Source organism: Streptomyces flavalbus, from assembly GCF_042674625.1.
GTDB classification, from domain to species: Bacteria; Actinomycetota; Actinomycetes; order Streptomycetales; family Streptomycetaceae; genus Streptomyces; species Streptomyces flavalbus.
In genome coordinates this window covers 6,552,933-6,570,019 of the sequence record NZ_JBHTEB010000001.1, presented here as the reverse complement: position 1 = coordinate 6,570,019, position 17,087 = coordinate 6,552,933, and the positions used below count along the sequence as shown (strand labels likewise).

Below are 17,087 nucleotides of genomic sequence, written 5' to 3'. Positions count from 1 at the left end.
AGGGTTGCGTCCGCGCTCATGAACGGCGTACGGATACTCGTGGACGCGGTGGTGATCGCGTCGGCCCTGGCCGCCCTCGCGGTCGCCCCGCGTGTCCTGGCCCGGCGTCGTCCCGACGCCGTCGGGACGGTGGTCGGCCGCCGTCTCTCGTCGCCTCCCGTCTGGCTGGCGCTGGTGACCGCGCTGGTCTACGTCGACCAGGTGCTGTTCACCGTGTACGTGCTGCGCGTGCACGACGGCGACCCGGCGTTCATCGCCCGGTACCTGCCCGCCGGTTGGTTCGACCTGGCGTCGGAGCACCCCGTCGTGCGCGCGCTGGCCGAGCACTGGCCCCTGCCCGGTCTGCTCGCGCCGAGCCTGCTGCGGGTGCAGGCGTTCCTGGAACTCCCCTTCGTGCTGCTGGCGTTCGCGACGGTCGTGCGGTGGCTGGACGCCGACCTGTACCGCCGGATCGCGCGCTCGGCCCTGCTGCCCGCGGCCTCGGTGTCGTACACGGCCGTGTTCTGCCTGGTGGAGTGGGACCTGCGGAACCCCTACACGGTCGACGACCTGCTGATCCGCGCGCTCTCGGCCGTCCTCACCCCGCTGTTCCTCGCGTGGCTGGCGGCGCGGGACGGCGCCACCTCGCGGGTACCGGCCTCGGTGCCGGGCCTGTTGGTGTTCATCGGTTCGCTGGGGGCGCTGGGCGCGCTGGTGCTGGTGGTGTACGACACCGCGCTGCTGTACAGCCTGGGCCGCTTGGACGACCGGCTGCCGCTGGCGCTGGCGGCGTCCGTCGCGCTGCTGGGGTTGCGGGCGGGCCTGGCCCCGCGCGTGTCCGACGCCTCCTCGCCGACGCTGTCCTTCGTGGTGCGCGCCCTGCGCCACTGGCTCCTGCTGTTCTTCGTGCCCGCCCTGGCGATCCGCTACGGCCTGTTGTTCGGCACGCCCCCGCTCGCCCTCGCGGTCGGCGCGCTGACGGGGGTGGTGGCCTGCGTGCGGGCCGTCCGGGAGACGCCGGACGCGCACGGTGTGCGGCTGGTCGTCCGCCTCGGCGGCGCCGTCGTCGGGGGGAGCCTGGCCGCCGCCCTGGCGGCGCGGGTGACGCCACCGTCGTACGCGGAGGTCACGCTGCTGTCGGCGATGGGCGCCTTCCTCGTCGTGGGGGTGGCGGTGTGCGGGTTGCTCGACCGCGTCAGCGAGCTTCGAAACATTCGAAGCTGACTGTCCAGGCATTTGATCTAGCGATCCTCGGTCACTTCTTCGACTAGATCCATTCACCACCATAAGTGCCTATGAGCTGCACCTTCACTCTCGCAGCAGCACTCACCCCGCACCCGCAAGTTTCGAAACAATTACCGAAACCGTTGACACTTGACGAGGCCACACCAACACTGTCGCCGTTCGTACCGCGCAACCCGCACCCCCACTTCCCCCTGGAGGAAGCACGGAGATGAACGCGCTCAGTGTCCGAAGTCTCAGACGCGGCTGGACCCTCGTCCTGGCCGCCGTGATCACGCTGCTGATCCCGTCGACGGCGCACGCCGACACGGTCGTCAACAGCAACCAGACCGGCACGCACGAGGGGTACTACTACTCGTTCTGGACCGACTCGCCCGGCACGGTCTCCATGAACATGAGTTCCGGTGGGAACTACAGCACCCGGTGGAGCAACACCGGCAACTTCGTCGCCGGCAAGGGCTGGAGCAACGGTGGCCGCAGGGCGGTGACCTACTCGGGCAGCTTCAACCCGTCGGGCAACGCCTACCTCGCGCTCTACGGCTGGACGTCCAACCCGCTCGTCGAGTACTACATCGTCGACAACTGGGGCACCTACCGGCCCACCGGCACGTTCATGGGCACCGTCACCAGCGACGGCGGCACCTACGACATCTACAAGACGACCCGCTACAACCAGCCCTCCGTCGAAGGCACCCGCACCTTCGACCAGTACTGGAGCGTGCGGCAGCAGAAGCGGACCGGCGGCACCATCACGACCGGCAACCACTTCGACGCCTGGTCCCGCGCCGGGATGCAGCTCGGCAGCTTCAACTACTACATGATCATGGCGACCGAGGGTTACCAGAGCAGCGGCAGCTCCAACATCACCGTCGGCAGCGGTGGTTCCGACGGCGGTGGCGGCGGTGGCGGAGGCGGGGGCGGTGGCGGCGGTGGCTGCACGGCGACCCTCTCCGCGGGCCAGCAGTGGAGCGACCGCTACAACCTCAACGTCTCCGTCAGCGGCTCCAACACCTGGACCGTGACCATGAACGTCCCCTCCCCGGCGAAGGTCCTGTCCACCTGGAACATCAACGCCACCTACCCGAGCGCCCAGACGCTCGTCGCCAAGCCCAACGGCAGCGGCAACACCTTCGGCGTCACCATCCAGCACAACGGCAACTGGACCTGGCCCTCGGTCTCGTGCAGTACCAGCTGACCCCACCCCGGCCACCACAGGAGGACGCACCCCCATGCGCACCACACCACGCCTGGCCCTGCGCGGCCTGCTCACCGGTCTCGCCGTCGGGGCGCTGGCCGTGACGGGCACCGCGGCGGTCAACGCCGCCCCGGAGCGGGCGGCGGCCTGTTCCGGCTACGTCGCTCTGACCTTCGACGACGGCCCGTCCGGCAACACCTCGGCCCTGCTCAACGCGCTCAAGCAGAACGGGCTGCGGGCCACGATGTTCAACCAGGGCAACAACGCCGCCGCCAACCCGGCCCTGGTCAGGGCCCAGGTCGACGCGGGGATGTGGGTCGGCAACCACAGCTACACCCACCCGCACATGACCCAGCTCAGCCAGTCGCAGATGGACTCGGAGATCTCCCGCACCCAGCAGGCGATCGCGAACGGCGGGGGCGGCACGCCGAAACTGTTCCGGCCGCCGTACGGGGAGACCAACTCGACGCTGCGCTCGGTCGAGTCCAAGTACGGTCTGACCGAGATCCTCTGGGACGTCGACTCCCAGGACTGGAACAACGCGAGCACGGACGCGATCGTGCAGGCCGCCTCCCGGCTCACCAACGGCCAGGTGATCCTCATGCACGACTGGCCCGCCAACACGCTCGCCGCGATCCCGCGCATCGCGCAGAACCTGGCCTCCCGCGGGCTGTGCTCCGGCATGATCTCGCCGCAGACGGGCCGCGCGGTCGCCCCCGACGGGAGCGGCGGCGGAGGCGATGGCGGAGGCGGCGGCGGTAGCTGCACGGCGACCCTCTCCGCGGGCCAGCAGTGGAGCGACCGCTACAACCTCAACGTCTCCGTCAGCGGCTCCAACACCTGGACGGTCACCATGAACGTCCCCTCCCCCGCCAGGATCCTGTCCACCTGGAACATCAACGCCACCTACCCGAGCGCCCAGACGCTCGTCGCCAAGCCCAACGGCAGCGGCAACACCTTCGGCGTCACCATCCAGCACAACGGCAACTGGAACTGGCCGACCGTCTCCTGCTCCACGAGCTGACGGTCACCGGCCGCCCCGCGCGGTCACCAGTCCCGACTCATAGGCGAACACGACGAGCTGGGCGCGATCCCGAGCGCCCAGCTTGGTCATGGCCCGGCTGACGTGGGTCTTGGCGGTGTACGGGCTGATGACCATGTGCGCGGCGATCTCCTCGTTGGTCAGCCCGCGGGCGGCGAGCGCGGTCACCTCGCGTTCGCGCCGGGTCAGCGACTCCAGGCCCGGCGCGGTGGCCCGGTCCGGGGGCCGGGACACGAACTCGCCGATCAGGGTGCGGGTGACCGACGGCGACAGCAGGGCCTCGCCCCGGGCGACGACCTCGATGGCCTGGAGCAGGTCGGCCGGTTCGGTGTCCTTCAGCAGGAACCCGCTCGCCCCCGCCCGCAGCGCCTCGAAGACGTAGCTGTCGAAGCCGTAGTTGGTGAGGATCACCACGCGTACGGCGGCCAGGGCCGGGTCGGCGGCGATCCGGCGGGTCGTCTCGATGCCCGACAGCACCGGCATCTGCACGTCGACGAGGGCGATGTCGGGGACCTGGTCACGCACCAGCGCCAGCCCCTGCTCCCCGTCCGCCGCCTCCCCGACGACCTCGATGCCGTCCTCCGCCTCCAGCAGGGCGCGGAACCCGGCGCGCATCAGCGCCTGGTCGTCGACGAGCGCCACCCGGATCGGCCCCGTCACCGGCGCACACCCCCGCCCGTCACCGGTCTTCTCTCCCCTTCCCGCAACGGCGGTCCACCCAGGGGCAGTTCGACCCACACCGAGAAGCCGCCCGTCGCGCGTGGGGCGGCGTGCAGGGTGCCGCCGAGCGCGGTGACGCGTTCGCGCATACCGGTGAGTCCGGTGCCGGGCCGTGGCGGGCGGGCCGGGTCGGCCGACCCGTCGTCGTCCACGCGTATCTCCAGGGTGTCCGGCCCGTGGTCGAGGCGGACGGTCACCTTCGCCGGGCCCGCGTGCCGGGCCGCGTTGGTGAGGGCCTCCTGGACGATGCGGTACGCGGCCCGGTCGACGCACTCCGGCAGCGGCCGTCCGTCGCCGGTGACCGTCAGCTCGACGGCGAGACCCGCCGCGCGGGCCCGCTCCACGAGCTGTTCGCAGGTGCCGGTCGGCTCGTCCGTGCGCAGCACCTCGAGCGTGGCCCGCAGTTCGCGCATCGCCTCGCCGCTGGCCTCCTGGATGGCGAGCAGCGCGGGCGGCACCTCGTCGCCGCGTTTGCGGGCGAGGTGGACGGCGACGCCCGCCTGGAGCTTGACGATGGAGATGCTGTGGGTGAGCGAGTCGTGCAGCTCGCGCGCGATGCGCAGCCGCTCCTCCCCGGCGCGCCGCAGCGCCGCCTCCTCGCGGGTGCGCTCGGCCTCCAGGGCGCGCTGCTCGGTCTGGCGCAGGTACGCCTGCCAGTTGCGGTCGGCCATGCCGGTGGCCACCGCGCACAGGAACCAGCCCACGAGCAGCGCGGTCCGCTCGACGACCTCCCCGGTGGTCGGCCCCGTGGTCAGGTACCCGGCGAGGAACACCAGTCCGGCGACCGCGCCCAGCCCCCGGTGACCGGCGCGCGCCGCGGTGTGCACGGCGCTCAGCACGGGCAGCGCGGCGAGGGGGCCGGGGTGGGCGTGCAGCACGTACGCCGTGCCGGTCGCCGTCGCCACCGCGAGGACGGCGCGCGGGGCGGTGCGGTAGAAGGCGAGCGCCGCGCTCGCGAGCACGGCCAGCGTGTAGTCGACGGCTGTCGTGCCGTCGTCGAAGGCGGCCGTGGTCACCACGAGGGCGCCGACCACGGCCGCGAGGGCCGCGTCGGCGAGCCGTCCGCGCCTGACCTGGTGCCTGTCCATGTCCGAACCCTAGACGGCGGCACCGACGACGGCGTCCGACCTGTGGATAACTCCCGCGCTACTCCCGGCGGAGTAGTCGCCCGCCGCGCCCACCCGCCCGGAGCAGCGGCAACTGCCTCCGGCCGTACGACGCTTCGGGGCCGGGCGGGCGGCGACAGTGCTGCCATGTCCACACCGTTCCGCTTCACCAGCCCCCCGGCGCCGAGGTCGGCCACCGGCCGGGTCGCCGCGACCTACGAGCAGCTCTCCCGGGACTTCGGCGTCGACCGCCCGCCGACCTTCGTCATCCTGTCCTCCGCGCCCGAACTCCTCACCGCGGCCTGGGCCCTGACCCGCGAGTCGCTGATCGCGGGCGCCGGGAGCCGCACCGACAGGGAGCTGGTCGCGCTCGGGGTGTCGCTCGCCAACCAGTGCCCGTTCTGCGTGGACGCGCACACCGTGCTGCTGCACGCCACCGGCGACCACGCCCTCGCCGAGCGCCTGGCGCGCGGGCAGCGGCCCGAGAACGAGGAGCACGCGCGGCTGCTCGACTGGGGTCGGCGCACCCGCGTCCCGGGCGCCGCGCTGGAGCCGTACCCGTTCCCCCGCGCGGAGCTGCCCGCGTACCTCGGCACGGCGTTCGCGTTCCACTTCGTCAACCGGATCGTGTCGGCGCTGGTGACGGAGGACCTGCTCCCGGCGGGCGTCCAGCGGTTCCGGGCGGTGCGCAGCATGGCGGGCCGCTCCCTGTCCGCCACCGTGCGCCGCACCGCCGTCCCGGGCGCCTCCCTCGCCCTCCTGGACGACCCCGGCGACGCCCCCGCGTGGGCGGGCGACAGTCCCGTCGGTCCGGCGTACGCGGCGCTGCGCCGCGCCGCCACCCTGGGCGCGGGCCTGCTGCCCGAGGACGAGCGGGCCCTCGTACGGCGGACCCTGGCGGCCTGGGACGGCTCGCACCCGTCGCTTACGCACGCCGCCTTCCCGGACCGCGCCGAGCGTCCCGGCGCCCGGTTGGCGCTGCTGGCCGCGCTGGCGCCGTACCGGATCACCGGGGCGGACGTGGCGGCCTGGCGGCGGCCCGAGCACACCGACCACTGCCTGGTCCACCTGGTCGCCTACGGCGCGTTCGCCGCCGTCGACCGCATCGAACGCGCCCTGAGCGCGCGCCCCGCGGAGGAGACGGCATGACCGGCATCGCCCATCCCCGCCAGGCGCGCGCCTGGAACGGCCCCTTCGGCGCCCACTGGGCCGCCCACGCCGACCGCTACGACACCATGCTGGCCGAGCTGAACGACGTACTGTTCGACGCGGCGGGCGTCACGGTGGCCGACCGGGTCCTCGACGTCGGCTGCGGCTCGGGCGCCACCACCCGGATCGCGGCACGGCGGGCCGCCCGCAGCCATGTCGTCGGCGTCGACCTGTCCGCGCCGCTGCTGCGCCTGGCCCGGCGGCGCACCGCCGCCGAGCGCCTCACCAACGTCACCTACGTGGAGGCCGACGCGCAGACGCACCCCTTCCCGGCGAACGGCTACGACGTGATCGTCAGCCGCGGCGGGGTGATGTTCTTCGCCGACCACGCGGCGGCCTTCGCGAACCTCGCGCGGGCGCTGCGGCCGGGCGGGCGGCTGGTGTTCGTCTGCCCCCGCCCGGCCGGGCCGGACAGCCAGGAAGTGCGGGCGTTCGCCCCGTTCGGGCGGCTGCTCGGCGCGCCGGACGCCGACGCGGAGGCCGCGCACACCGCGATGATGTCCCTGTCCGACCCGGCGGCCCTCCAACAGGCCCTCAACGGCTACGAGGACGTCACCGTCGACCCCGTCGACGTGTGGACGGTGTGGGGCCGGGACGCGGCCGACGCCGTCGACTTCGCGCTCTCCCGGGACGCCCGCGGGCGTACGTTCTCCCCCGCCCTGCGCGCCGAACTGGCGGACGCCCTGAGCCCGTACGAGACGCCCCACGGCGTACGGCTGCGCACGGGCGTCTGGCTGGTGCGGGCGACCCGCCCCGCATGACCGGCACCGGCGCCAGGCACCCCACCACGCGCGCGTGCCACCGTGGGCACGGATACGCCCCGGACGGCCATGAACCGCACCGAACACGCACGCGCGCGTGCGAACCGTCCCGCGCCCGGACGCACCACCCCGCTCCGGCCCGCTCACGGTGGGCCCGCTGTCACCACCCGGGCACACAGCGAGTTGGCACTTTCGCCCCACAGGCAGTCGTGTGACACTGGCGTCCCGTCCGCAGTGCGGACCCCCGCTCCGCACCCTCCCCCACCGAAAAGTGCGCCGTGCGTTCACTTCCTCTGCCGCTCGCCCTCACCGCGCGGCTGGCCCCCGTCGCGGTGCTCGCCTGCGCGGGCTGGGCCCTCACGTCCGGTCCCGACGCCACGCCGACCGCCAAGGCCAACGACAACCCGCAGTCCGAGAACCGGTCGGCGGCCGAGCCGTCCGCCCCGTCGTCGACGGCGGAGTCGAGGACGTACACCACCGCGCCCGCGCCCTGCACCAGCATGGCGAAGAAGACGATCACGTCGCTGGTGCCCGGCGCCAAGACGGCGGGCAAGGAGATCCCGTCGACGGACACCGACAAGCGCCGCACCTGCTCGTGGAACGCGCTGAAGGGCTACGACTACCGCTGGCTCGACGTGTCCTTCGAGATCATGCAGAACGAGTCGGCGGCGGAGAAGTCGTACACGGCGCGCACCACGGAGAAGAGCGGCGGCGGCGAGGTCCCGGGCCTCGGGGACACCGCCTACTCGGTGGTGAACCTCACCACCGAGGACGGGCAGCAGACCCGCGAAGGCGTCGTCCTCGTGCGGGCCGCCAACGCGCTGGTCGCCGTCACCTACAACGGCAGTGACTTCGAGTCGAAGAAGGCGCCGAGCACGGACGAGATCAACAAGGGCGCCATCAAGGCCGCCAAGGAGGCGGTGGCGGCGCTGGCGGACGGCCAGTCCCAGCAGAGCTGACCGTCCGCGGGCGCCCCGGCTCAGGCGGCGTCGGCGGGTCGCCGTGCCACCGACGCCATGAGTGCCACGTACACCACCAGCGAGGTGCCGAGGCCGACTGCCCACCCGTAGTCGGCGAGCGGCTGGAGGAACGGGACCAGTCCGTCGGCGGGGAAGGGCCCGGCCTTGTTCCCGTCGGCGTCCACGTTGGAGTACGACCCGCCCACGGCGAGCACGGCACCGGCCGCGAAGGCCACGAGCGCCCGCCAGTTCCACCCGGAGGAGTACCAGTAGGGGCTGCCGGGCCCGCTGTACAGGCCGCGCAGCTCCAGGCGGGTACGGCGGACGATCCAGTAGTCGGCGATGAGGATGCCCGCGACGGTGCCGAGCAGTCCGCCGACGGTGCCCAGCCAGGTGAAGATGTAGATGTCCGGGTTCTCGATCAGCTTCCACGGGAAGATCACGACACCGATGAAGCAGGCGATGATCGCACCGCTACGGAAAGTGATCAGCTTCGGTGCCAGATTGGACAGGTCGTAGGCGGGACTGACCAGGTTGGCGGCGAGGTTCGTGGACAGCGTGGCGAGCAGCAGCACGAACAGCGCGAACAGCACCCCGACCTCGCTGTCCATCCGCGCGGCGAGCTGGCTGGGGTCCCAGATCGGCTCGCCGTAGACGGCCACCGAACCGGACGTCACCAGCACCGACAGCAGCGCGAACGCGGCCATGGTGGTGGGCAGTCCCAGGGTCTGCCCCCAGACCTGGGCCTTCTGCCCGGCGCCGAACCGGGTGAAGTCGGGGATGTTCAGCGACAGCGTCGACCAGAAGCCGATCATGCCCATCAGCGCCGGGAAGAAGACCTTCCAGAAGTCGGCGCCCCACCCGAGCTGGGACGGCTGGTCGAGCAGCGGCCCGAACCCGCCCGCCTTGTCGGCGATCCACACCAGCAGCGCCACCGCACCGGCGAGCATCAGCGGCGCCGCCCAGTTCTCCAGCCGCCGTACGGCGTCCATGCCGCGCAGGATGATGACGATCTCCACGGCGAAGAACAGCAGGAAGCACAGCCACTGCGTCCACGGGTACCCGGCGGCCTTCCCGGCGTCGGTCCACCAGCTCCCGCCGCCGAAGAGCTTTCCGGCGAGGAAGAAGATGGACTGCCCGCCGATCCAGGTCTGGATGCCGAACCAGGCGCACGCCACCAACCCCCGCAGCAGCGCGGGCAGATTGGCGCCGCGCAGCCCGAAGGAGGCCCGCGCGAGCACGGGGAAGGGTATGCCGTACTTGGGTCCGGCGTGCCCGGTGAGCAGCATCGGCAGCAGCACGATGACGTTGCCGAGGGCGATGGTGAGCACGGACTGCTTCCAGTCCATGCCGAGCGCGACCAGCCCGGCGGCGAGCGTCCAGGAGGGCACGTTGACCGCCATGCCGATCCACAGCGCGGCGAAGTTGTACGTCGTCCAGCGCCGCTCGGCGAGCGGTACGGGACGCAGGTCGTCGTTGGCGAAGGGGCTGTCGGCGGGGAAGGCGTCGGCGTCGAGTTCGACGCGGCCGTCTGGCGCGCCGAGCACGGAGACCCTATCTGTCATGAGCAGGCCAATCAGGGGAGAAAGGGGACGGGAGAGGCCGTGCGGAGGCCCGGACCCCTCCCCGGGACGGCGGGGAGGGGAGACAGGGAGAGACGGGCGGTTCAGCCGTTGACGGCGGGGATGACGTGCTGCCCGTAGGCGTCGATCACGGCCTCCTGCGCGTCGTGCATGTCGTACACGGCGAACTGGTCGACGCCCAGCTCGCGCAGCGCGTTCAGCTTCTCCACGTGCTTCTCGACCGGCCCGACCAGGCAGAACCGGTCGACGATCTCGTCCGGCACGAACTGGGTGTCCGGGTTGCCGCTGCGCCCGTGGTGGGAGTAGTCGTAGCCCTCGCGGGCCTTGATGTAGTCGGTGAGTTCGGGCGGTACGACGCTGCCGTCGGCGCCGTACTTGGCGACCAGGTCAGCGACGTGGTTGCCGACCATCCCGCCGAACCAGCGGCACTGCTCGCGCGCGTGGGCGAGCGCCTCGGGCGAGTCGTCGGCGGTGACGTAGGCGGGCGCGGCGACGCAGACGGTCACGTCCGCCGGATCGCGCCCGGCGGCGACGGCGGCGTCCTTGACGGCCTTGACCATGTACTCGGTGAGGTAGAGGTCGGCGAGCTGGAGGATGAACCCGTCGGCCTCCTCACCGGTCAGCTTCAGCGCCCTGGGCCCGTACGCGGCCATCCACACCGGCAGCCGCGCGTCCTCCTTGATCCACGGGAACCTGATGACCGTACCGCCGAGGTCGGCCTCCTGGCCGTTGCCGAGGGCGCGGATGACCTTCATCGCCTCGCTGATCCGGGCGAGGGTGTTGGGCCTGCGCCCGGCGACGCGCATCGCGGAGTCGCCGCGTCCGATGCCGCACACGGTGCGGTTGCCGTACATGTCGTTGAGGGTGGCGAAGGTGGAGGCGGTGACCTCCCAGGTGCGGGTGCCCGGGTTGGTGACCATCGGGCCGACGGTGAGCTTCTGCGTCTGGGCGAGGATCTGGCTGTAGATGACGAAGGGTTCCTGCCACAGCACGGCGGAGTCGAAGGTCCAGCCGTACCGGAAGCCGTTGCGTTCGGCGCGCTTCATCAGGGAGATGACCCGGGACGCGGGCGGGTCCGTCTGAAGTACGAGTCCGAAGTCCATGAGGGCCGCTCCTTGTTCGGGTCCTAGTGGAGGTACTGGCAGGTGGAGCGGGGGGTGTACACGCCGTGCCCGGCGTGCCCCGTGTACTCCCGCTCGGTGATGACGGGCACCCCGCGCGAGAGGACGGTCTCGACCCTGCCGGTGACGCTCCTGCCCTCGTAGGCCGAGTAGTCGACGTTCATGTGGTGGGTCACGGCGGAGATGACCTGCTCGGCGCCCGGGTCGTAGATGACGACGTCGGCGTCCGCGCCCGGCGCGATGGTGCCCTTCTTCGGGTACAGGCCGAACATCCGCGCCGGGGTGGCGCAGGCGATCTCGATCCACCGGCGCCGGGAGATGTGCCCGTCGAGGACGGCCTGGTGGAGCAGGTCCATCCGGTTCTCCACCCCCGGCAGCCCGTTGGGGATCTTCGAGAAGTCGCCGCGCCCCAGCTCCTTCTGCCCGCTGAAGCAGAACGGGCAGTGGTCGGTGGACACCACCTGGAGGTCGTTGGTCCGCAGCCCCTTCCACAGCTCGGCCTGGTGCTCCCGGGGCCTGAGCGGCGTACTGCACACGTACTTGGCGCCCTCGAAGCCGGGCTCGGCGAGGTTGTCGGTGGACAGGAACAGGTACTGCGGGCAGGTCTCCCCGAACACGTTCAGCCCGGCGTCCCGCGCCCTGGCCAGCTCCGCCACGGCCTCCATCGCCGACACATGGACGACGTACAGCGGCGCCCCCGCGACCTGCGCGAGCCGGATGGCCCGATGGGTGGCCTCCGCCTCAAGGAGGGCCTTGCGCACCTCCCCGTGGTAGCGCGGATCGGTCTCCCCGCGGGCCAGCGCCTGCTCCACCAGCACATCGATGGCGATCCCGTTCTCGGCGTGCATCATGATCAGCCCGCCGTTCTCGGCGGACCGCTGCATGGCCCGCAGGATCTGCCCGTCGTCGGAGTAGAACACCCCCGGATAGGCCATGAACTGCTTGAAGGAGGTGACCCCCTCCTCCACCAGCAGATCCATCTCCTTGAGCGTCTCCTCCCGCACATCGGAGACGATCATGTGGAAGGCGTAGTCGACCGCGCAGTTGCCCTCCGCCTTGGCGTGCCAGGCGTCGAGCCCTTCGCGCAGCGAGCGCCCGACGCTCTGCACCGCGAAGTCGACGATCGTGGTCGTGCCGCCCCAGGCGGCGGCGCGGGTGCCGGTCTCGAAGGTGTCGGAGGCGAAGGTGCCGCCGAACGGCAGCTCCATGTGCGTGTGGGCGTCGACGCCGCCCGGGATGACGTACCTCCCGGTCGCGTCGATGACCCGCTCGGCGCTGAATGCCTCGGCGGCCGGGGTGCCGGAGGCGGCGAGGGCGGCGATACGGCCGTCCTCGATCAGGACGTCGGCGTGCATCTCGTCGGACGCGGTGATGACGAGACCGCCGCGGATGACGGTACGGCTGCTCATGCTGCTCCTCCTGCCAAGGTCGGTACGGTCAGGGCGCGGTCAGCGGACCGTAGGCGCCCGGCGCGCGGTCCCGGTAGAACTGCCAGCGGTCGCGGACCTCCCGCAGCTTGGCCAGGTCCAGGTCGCGCACGACGAGTTCGCTCTCCTTGTCGCTGGCCACCTCCCCCACGAACTGCGCCTCGGGATCGACGAAGTAGCTCGTGCCGTAGAAGTCGTTGTCGCCGTACTCCTCGACCCCGACCCGGTTGATGGCGCCGACGAAGTACTCGTTGGCGACCGCCGCGGCGGGCTGCTCCAACTGCCACAGATAGCCGGACAGCCCGCGCGAGGTGGCCGACGGGTTGAAGACGATCTCGGCCCCCGCGAGCCCGAGCGCCCGCCACCCCTCCGGGAAGTGCCGGTCGTAGCAGATGTAGACCCCGACCTTCCCCACCGCGGTGTCGAAGACGGGCCAGCCGCTGTTGCCGGGCCGGAAGTAGAACTTCTCCCAGAACCCCTTGACCTGCGGGATGTGCGTCTTGCGGTACTTGCCGAGGTAGGACCCGTCCGCGTCGATCACGGCGGCGGTGTTGTAGAGGACCCCCGGCTGCTCCTCCTCGTACATGGGCAGCACCAGGACGAGCCCCAACTCCCGCGCCAGCGCCTGGAACCGCTGCACGATCGGCCCGTCCGGCACCTGCTCGGCGTACTCGTAGAACGCCGGGTCCTGCACCTGGCAGAAGTAGGGCCCGTAGAACAGCTCCTGGAAGCACAGCACTTGGGCGCCCTGCGCGGCGGCGTCCCGGGCGGCCCGCTCATGTACCCGGATCATCGACTCCTTGTCGCCGGTCCAGGCGGTCTGGAAGACGGCGGCACGGATCACTCTGCTCATCGGGACCTCCGGTTGGCTGGGTGTGCGGTGAGCCTAGGAAGTCCGGAAGTCGTCGTTGAGGTACACCGTGTCACGTCCGCGGCACCCCGGCGTGCCACCGTGTCACGCCTTGTCTGCCCCATGTTTCACCGCCGTTTTCGCAGGTGGCCGCATGTTTCACCCCTGTTGCGCGTCATGCGCGAGGAGCGCGATGTGCACGGAGGCGGCCTGCTCGAAGTCGTCGAGGTCCACCCCCAGCCGCGTCTGTATCGCCTCCAGCCGCCGGTAGAGCGCGGGCCGCGACACATGGTGGAGCCGCGCCGTACGCGACTTGTTCCGCCCGGTGGCGAGGTAGGTCCGCAACACCGGCAGCAGATCCTCCTCACCCCCGCACAGCAGCCCGTCCAACTCCCGCTCGGCGAAGGCCTGCACCTGCGGGTCGTCCCGCAACAGCCGTACCAGCCCCCGCAGGTGGACGTCCCTCAGCCGCACCACCGCCGGCAGTTCCAGCGCGGCCGACGACCCGGCGACGGCCTCCGCGACGTGCCGCGCCTCGCGCAGCCCCGCGGGCACCTCGTCCCAGCCGGTACACGCCCCGGCCCCGGCCACCACCAGTCGCTCCGCCCCCGACTCCGCCCGCAGCCGCACGGCGAAGTGCGCGGCGAGCGCGTCGGCGTCCTGGTCCCGGGGCAGGCTCAGCAGCACCGCGGTCGCCCCGTCCGCCAGCTCGGCCACCAGCCCCGGCAGCCCGAGCAGCCGCAGCACCCGGTCCAACTGCCCGGCGTCCCCGTCCCGCACCACCAGCGGCACGAACGTCCGCCGGTTGACGGGCAGCCCTGCGGCCCGCGCACGCGGCAGCAATTGCCGCGCCGGTACGACACCGGAGACCAGGTCGGTGAGGAGCGACTGCGCGGACTCCTCCTCCCAACTGTGCGCGGAGCCGCCGAGCATCCGGTGCAGCACCAGCGCCTCGGCGGCCCGGTCGGCGAGCAGCCGCCCGGTGGCGGTGTCCCCCCGGTAACCGCACAACACGATCCGCCCCCACCGCTCCCCGCGCCCGCCCAGCTCGGCCCTGATCCACCCGGCGCCCTCCCGCCCCCCGGCCTGCCGGGCGATGCGCTCCCAGTCCCGCAGCACGTCGTCGACGGCGGACCGCTCCCCCGCGGTGGCCAGCACCCGGTGGGCGAGGTTGGTCACGACGACCGGACACCCACTGTGCTGCGCCACCTCGTCCAGCAACCGCTGAAGCGGCGCCCCCGCGGTGATCAGCCCCGTCAGAGCGGTCCGCACGGCCTCCGACAGACTCACGGCGGCGAACTTCCGCCGCACCAGCCGGGACTGCACCTCCTCGGTCAGCTCCGCGAACGGGAACGGCCGGTGCAGCACCACGAGCGGCAGCCCGCACCGCTCGGCGGCCCGCCGCATCACCTCCGGCGGCGTCCGGAAGGCCCGCCCGAGCCCCAGCACCACCGCGGCGGCCTCCGCCCGGTGCAGGGACCTGATGTACTCGGCCTGCTTGCCCTCGTCCCCCGCGAGCAGCACGCCCGTGGTGAGCACCATCTCCCCGCCGCTGAGCATCACCCCGACGTCGGCGGCCTCGGCGACGTGCACCCAGCGCACGGCCCGGTCGAGCTGGTCGGCACCGGCGACCACCTCGGGCTCCCCGGCGAGCACCCGCTCCAGCCTGAGCACCTGCCGGACCGACAGGGCCGGTTCCACTGTCCCCAGGGCGATGGTCATGGCGCGCGCTCCTGCTACTGGATGCTCCGCAGGGCGTCTTCCAGGATCGCGGCGCCCTCCTCGGCCTCCGCGACGGTCAGCGACATCGGCGGCGCGATCCGCAGGGCACTGGTGTCGTGCCCACCGCCCTTGCCGATGAGCAGCCCACCCGCGCGGGCGGCCTCCAGCACCGCGGCGGCGGCCTCGGGATCGGCCTCGCCGGTGCCCGGCCGCGCCAGCTCGATCCCGATCATCAGCCCGCGCCCGCGCACCTCCCGCACCGCGGGAACCTGCGCTCCGACGGCCCGCAGCCGCTCGATGAGCAGCCCGCCGACCCGCCGGGCGTTGCCCTGCAGGTCGTGCTCCAGCAGATACGTCAGATTGGCGAGCCCCGCGGCCATGGTGATCTGCGTACCACCGAAGGTGGAAATGCTGTTGGAGTCCAGACAGTTCATGATCTCGGCACGAGCGATCACACCCCCGATCGACATCCCGTTGCCGATGCCCTTGGCGAAGGTCACGATGTCCGGTGGCCCGCCGCGCCCGTGCGCCTGCCAGCCCCAGAAGTGCTCACCGGTGCGCCCCCAGCCGGTCTGCACCTCGTCGGCGATCCACAGGATGCCCCGCTCGTGCAGCACCTCGCGGAAGGCGGCGTACAGCCCGTCCGGCGGCGCGGTGAACCCGCCCACGCCCTGCACGGGCTCGGCGATCAACGCGGCGGGCGGCCTGGTGTGCCCGAGCAGGTCCCGCAGGTCCGCCACACAGGCGGCGATGAACTCCTCGTCCCCCAGCTCCGCGAAGGGCCCGCGCCCCCGCACGCCCCCGTGCACGTACAGCGTCTGGAGCGGCGACAGCGAGGTGGGCGACCAGCCACGGTTCCCGGTGATCCCCACCGTGCTGAAGGACCGCCCGTGGTAGCTGTTCCGCATGGCCAGCACGGTGTTGCTACGCCGGTACGTGGTGGCCAGCAACAACGCGGTGTCGTTGGCCTCGGTCCCCGAGGTCGTGAAGAAGACCCGCGCATCGGGAATCCCACTCAACCGCGCGATCCGCTCGGCCAACTCGATCATGGGCCGATTCAGATAAAGGGTGGACGAATGAACAATCCGCCCGGCCTGCTCACTCACCGCCTTGGCAACCTCAGGCAGGGCATGAGCGGTCATGGTAGTCAGAATTCCCCCGAAGAAATCAAGGTATCTCCTCCCCTCGGCATCCCACACATACCGCCCCTCCCCATGAGTGATCTCAAGGGGCTCGTCATAGTAGAGAGCGAGCCAGTCGGGCAGCACCTCACGATGACGCCCCAGCAGATCCTTGCTCACGGTCGCACCAGCCCTTCGTACGCGTCGGGACGGCGGTCCCGGTAGAACGCCCACTGCTGCCGCACTTCCTCGATCACCCCGAAGTCAAGGTCCCGGACGACGAGCTCCTCCTCGCCGTCACTGGCGACCTCCCCCACGAACTGCCCCCGGGGATCAACGAAATAACTACTGCCGTAGAAGTCGTTGTCCCCGTACTCCTCAACACCCACCCGGTTGATGGCGGCGACGAAATACTCATTGGCGACCGCCGCGGCAGGCTGCTCAAGCCGCCACAGATAAGACGAGAGCCCCCGATGCGTGGCCGACGGATTGTAAACCAACTGGGCCCCGTTCAACCCCAGCTCCCGCCACCCCTCAGGAAAGTGCCGGTCATAACAAATATAGACCCCCACCTTCCCCACAGCGGTATCAAAAACAGGCCACCCCAGATTCCCAGGCCGAAAATAGAACTTCTCCCAGAACCCCTTCACCTGCGGAATGTGATGCTTCCGGTACTTCCCCAGATAACTCCCGTCAGCATCGATCACAGCGGCGGTGTTGTAGTAGAACCCCGTCTCCTCCACCTCGAAGACCGGCACCACGATCACCATCCCGGTCTCCCGCGCGACGTCCCGCATACGCCGCACGGTCGGCCCGTCCGGCACCGGCTCGGCCCACCGGTAGTGCTCGGAATCCTGCACCTGGCAGAAGTAGGGCGCGTTGAAGACCTCCTGGAACCCGATGACCTTGGCACCCTGCCGGCCGCCGCACGGGCGTGCTCCTCGTGTTTCGCCACCATGGACCCGGTGTCCCCGGTCCAGGTCGCCTGGACCAGAGCGGCGCGTACGACGTTGGCCATGAGCTGCTCCTTCGACGGGACGTCAGAGCCTC

At 71.4% G+C, this 17,087-nt stretch carries 14 protein-coding genes and 1 pseudogene; 6 read left to right on the top strand and 9 right to left on the bottom strand.

Annotated elements, in window-relative coordinates:
• Window positions 1-18 precede the first annotated feature (18 nt).
• From ACFQZ6_RS29345 to ACFQZ6_RS29335, 3 genes are all read left to right on the top strand, one after another.
• Complete coding sequence (locus ACFQZ6_RS29345) at window positions 19-1,203, top strand: hypothetical protein (RefSeq protein WP_381614912.1); 1,185 nt, start codon at window positions 19-21, stop codon at window positions 1,201-1,203.
• A gap of 229 nt (window positions 1,204-1,432) precedes the next feature.
• Window positions 1,433-2,416, top strand: a complete 984-nt coding sequence (locus ACFQZ6_RS29340; RefSeq protein WP_381614909.1) for a glycoside hydrolase family 11 protein — start codon at window positions 1,433-1,435, stop codon at window positions 2,414-2,416.
• A 34-nt stretch (window positions 2,417-2,450) separates the two neighbouring features.
• The gene (locus ACFQZ6_RS29335) at window positions 2,451-3,440 is read left to right on the top strand and encodes a polysaccharide deacetylase family protein (protein WP_381614906.1); all 990 of its coding nucleotides are present in this window, start codon (window positions 2,451-2,453) and stop codon (window positions 3,438-3,440) included.
• A 3-nt stretch (window positions 3,441-3,443) separates the two neighbouring features.
• Here the strand turns inward: ACFQZ6_RS29335 and ACFQZ6_RS29330 are convergent, their stop codons facing one another.
• Window positions 3,444-4,118: a response regulator gene (locus ACFQZ6_RS29330; protein WP_381614903.1), complete on the bottom strand. Its 675-nt coding sequence runs from the start codon at window positions 4,116-4,118 to the stop codon at window positions 3,444-3,446.
• A complete protein-coding gene (locus tag ACFQZ6_RS29325) occupies window positions 4,115-5,266 on the bottom strand; it encodes a sensor histidine kinase (protein WP_381614900.1) in 1,152 nt (383 codons plus the stop codon). The genes ACFQZ6_RS29330 and ACFQZ6_RS29325 overlap by 4 nt, the downstream gene beginning before the upstream one ends.
• Before the next feature lie 165 nt (window positions 5,267-5,431).
• Here ACFQZ6_RS29325 and ACFQZ6_RS29320 point away from each other — a divergent pair, with 165 nt between their 5' ends.
• The 3 genes from ACFQZ6_RS29320 to ACFQZ6_RS29310 all read left to right on the top strand — a co-directional run bounded on the left by ACFQZ6_RS29320 (window position 5,432) and on the right by ACFQZ6_RS29310 (window position 8,213).
• Complete coding sequence (locus tag ACFQZ6_RS29320) at window positions 5,432-6,433, top strand: carboxymuconolactone decarboxylase family protein (protein ID WP_381614897.1); 1,002 nt, start codon at window positions 5,432-5,434, stop codon at window positions 6,431-6,433.
• Window positions 6,430-7,254 carry a class I SAM-dependent methyltransferase gene (locus tag ACFQZ6_RS29315; RefSeq protein WP_381614894.1) on the top strand — a complete coding sequence of 275 codons (825 nt, stop codon included), beginning with the start codon at window positions 6,430-6,432 and terminating at the stop codon, window positions 7,252-7,254. The genes ACFQZ6_RS29320 and ACFQZ6_RS29315 overlap by 4 nt, the downstream gene beginning before the upstream one ends.
• A 278-nt stretch (window positions 7,255-7,532) precedes the next feature.
• Window positions 7,533-8,213 (top strand): hypothetical protein, encoded by a 681-nt coding sequence (locus tag ACFQZ6_RS29310; RefSeq protein WP_381614891.1) that lies wholly within the window; start codon window positions 7,533-7,535, stop codon window positions 8,211-8,213.
• Between the two features lie 20 nt (window positions 8,214-8,233).
• On the opposite strand, the gene ACFQZ6_RS29305 is transcribed toward ACFQZ6_RS29310, so the two are convergent.
• From ACFQZ6_RS29305 to ACFQZ6_RS29275, 7 genes and pseudogenes are all read right to left on the bottom strand, one after another.
• The gene (locus ACFQZ6_RS29305) at window positions 8,234-9,778 is read right to left on the bottom strand and encodes an NCS1 family nucleobase:cation symporter-1 (RefSeq protein ID WP_381614889.1); all 1,545 of its coding nucleotides are present in this window, start codon (window positions 9,776-9,778) and stop codon (window positions 8,234-8,236) included.
• A 101-nt stretch (window positions 9,779-9,879) separates the two neighbouring features.
• On the bottom strand, window positions 9,880-10,899 hold the full coding sequence (locus tag ACFQZ6_RS29300) for a TIGR03842 family LLM class F420-dependent oxidoreductase (protein WP_381614886.1): 1,020 nt from the start codon (window positions 10,897-10,899) through the stop codon (window positions 9,880-9,882).
• A 23-nt stretch (window positions 10,900-10,922) separates the two neighbouring features.
• A complete protein-coding gene (gene hydA, locus ACFQZ6_RS29295; RefSeq protein ID WP_381614883.1) occupies window positions 10,923-12,326 on the bottom strand; it encodes a dihydropyrimidinase in 1,404 nt (467 codons plus the stop codon).
• Window positions 12,327-12,354: 28 nt separating this feature from the next.
• Window positions 12,355-13,197, bottom strand: a complete 843-nt coding sequence (locus ACFQZ6_RS29290; RefSeq protein ID WP_381614880.1) for a nitrilase-related carbon-nitrogen hydrolase — start codon at window positions 13,195-13,197, stop codon at window positions 12,355-12,357.
• A 156-nt stretch (window positions 13,198-13,353) separates the two neighbouring features.
• Window positions 13,354-14,916 (bottom strand): PucR family transcriptional regulator, encoded by a 1,563-nt coding sequence (locus tag ACFQZ6_RS29285; protein WP_381614877.1) that lies wholly within the window; start codon window positions 14,914-14,916, stop codon window positions 13,354-13,356.
• 14 nt (window positions 14,917-14,930) lie between these two features.
• Window positions 14,931-16,217, bottom strand: coding sequence for an aspartate aminotransferase family protein (locus tag ACFQZ6_RS29280; RefSeq protein WP_381614874.1), 1,287 nt, complete (start codon window positions 16,215-16,217; stop codon window positions 14,931-14,933).
• A pseudogene (locus tag ACFQZ6_RS29275) lies at window positions 16,214-17,055 on the bottom strand (nitrilase-related carbon-nitrogen hydrolase). The gene ACFQZ6_RS29280 and the pseudogene ACFQZ6_RS29275 overlap by 4 nt, the downstream one beginning before the upstream one ends.
• Between the last annotated feature and the right edge of the window lie 32 nt (window positions 17,056-17,087).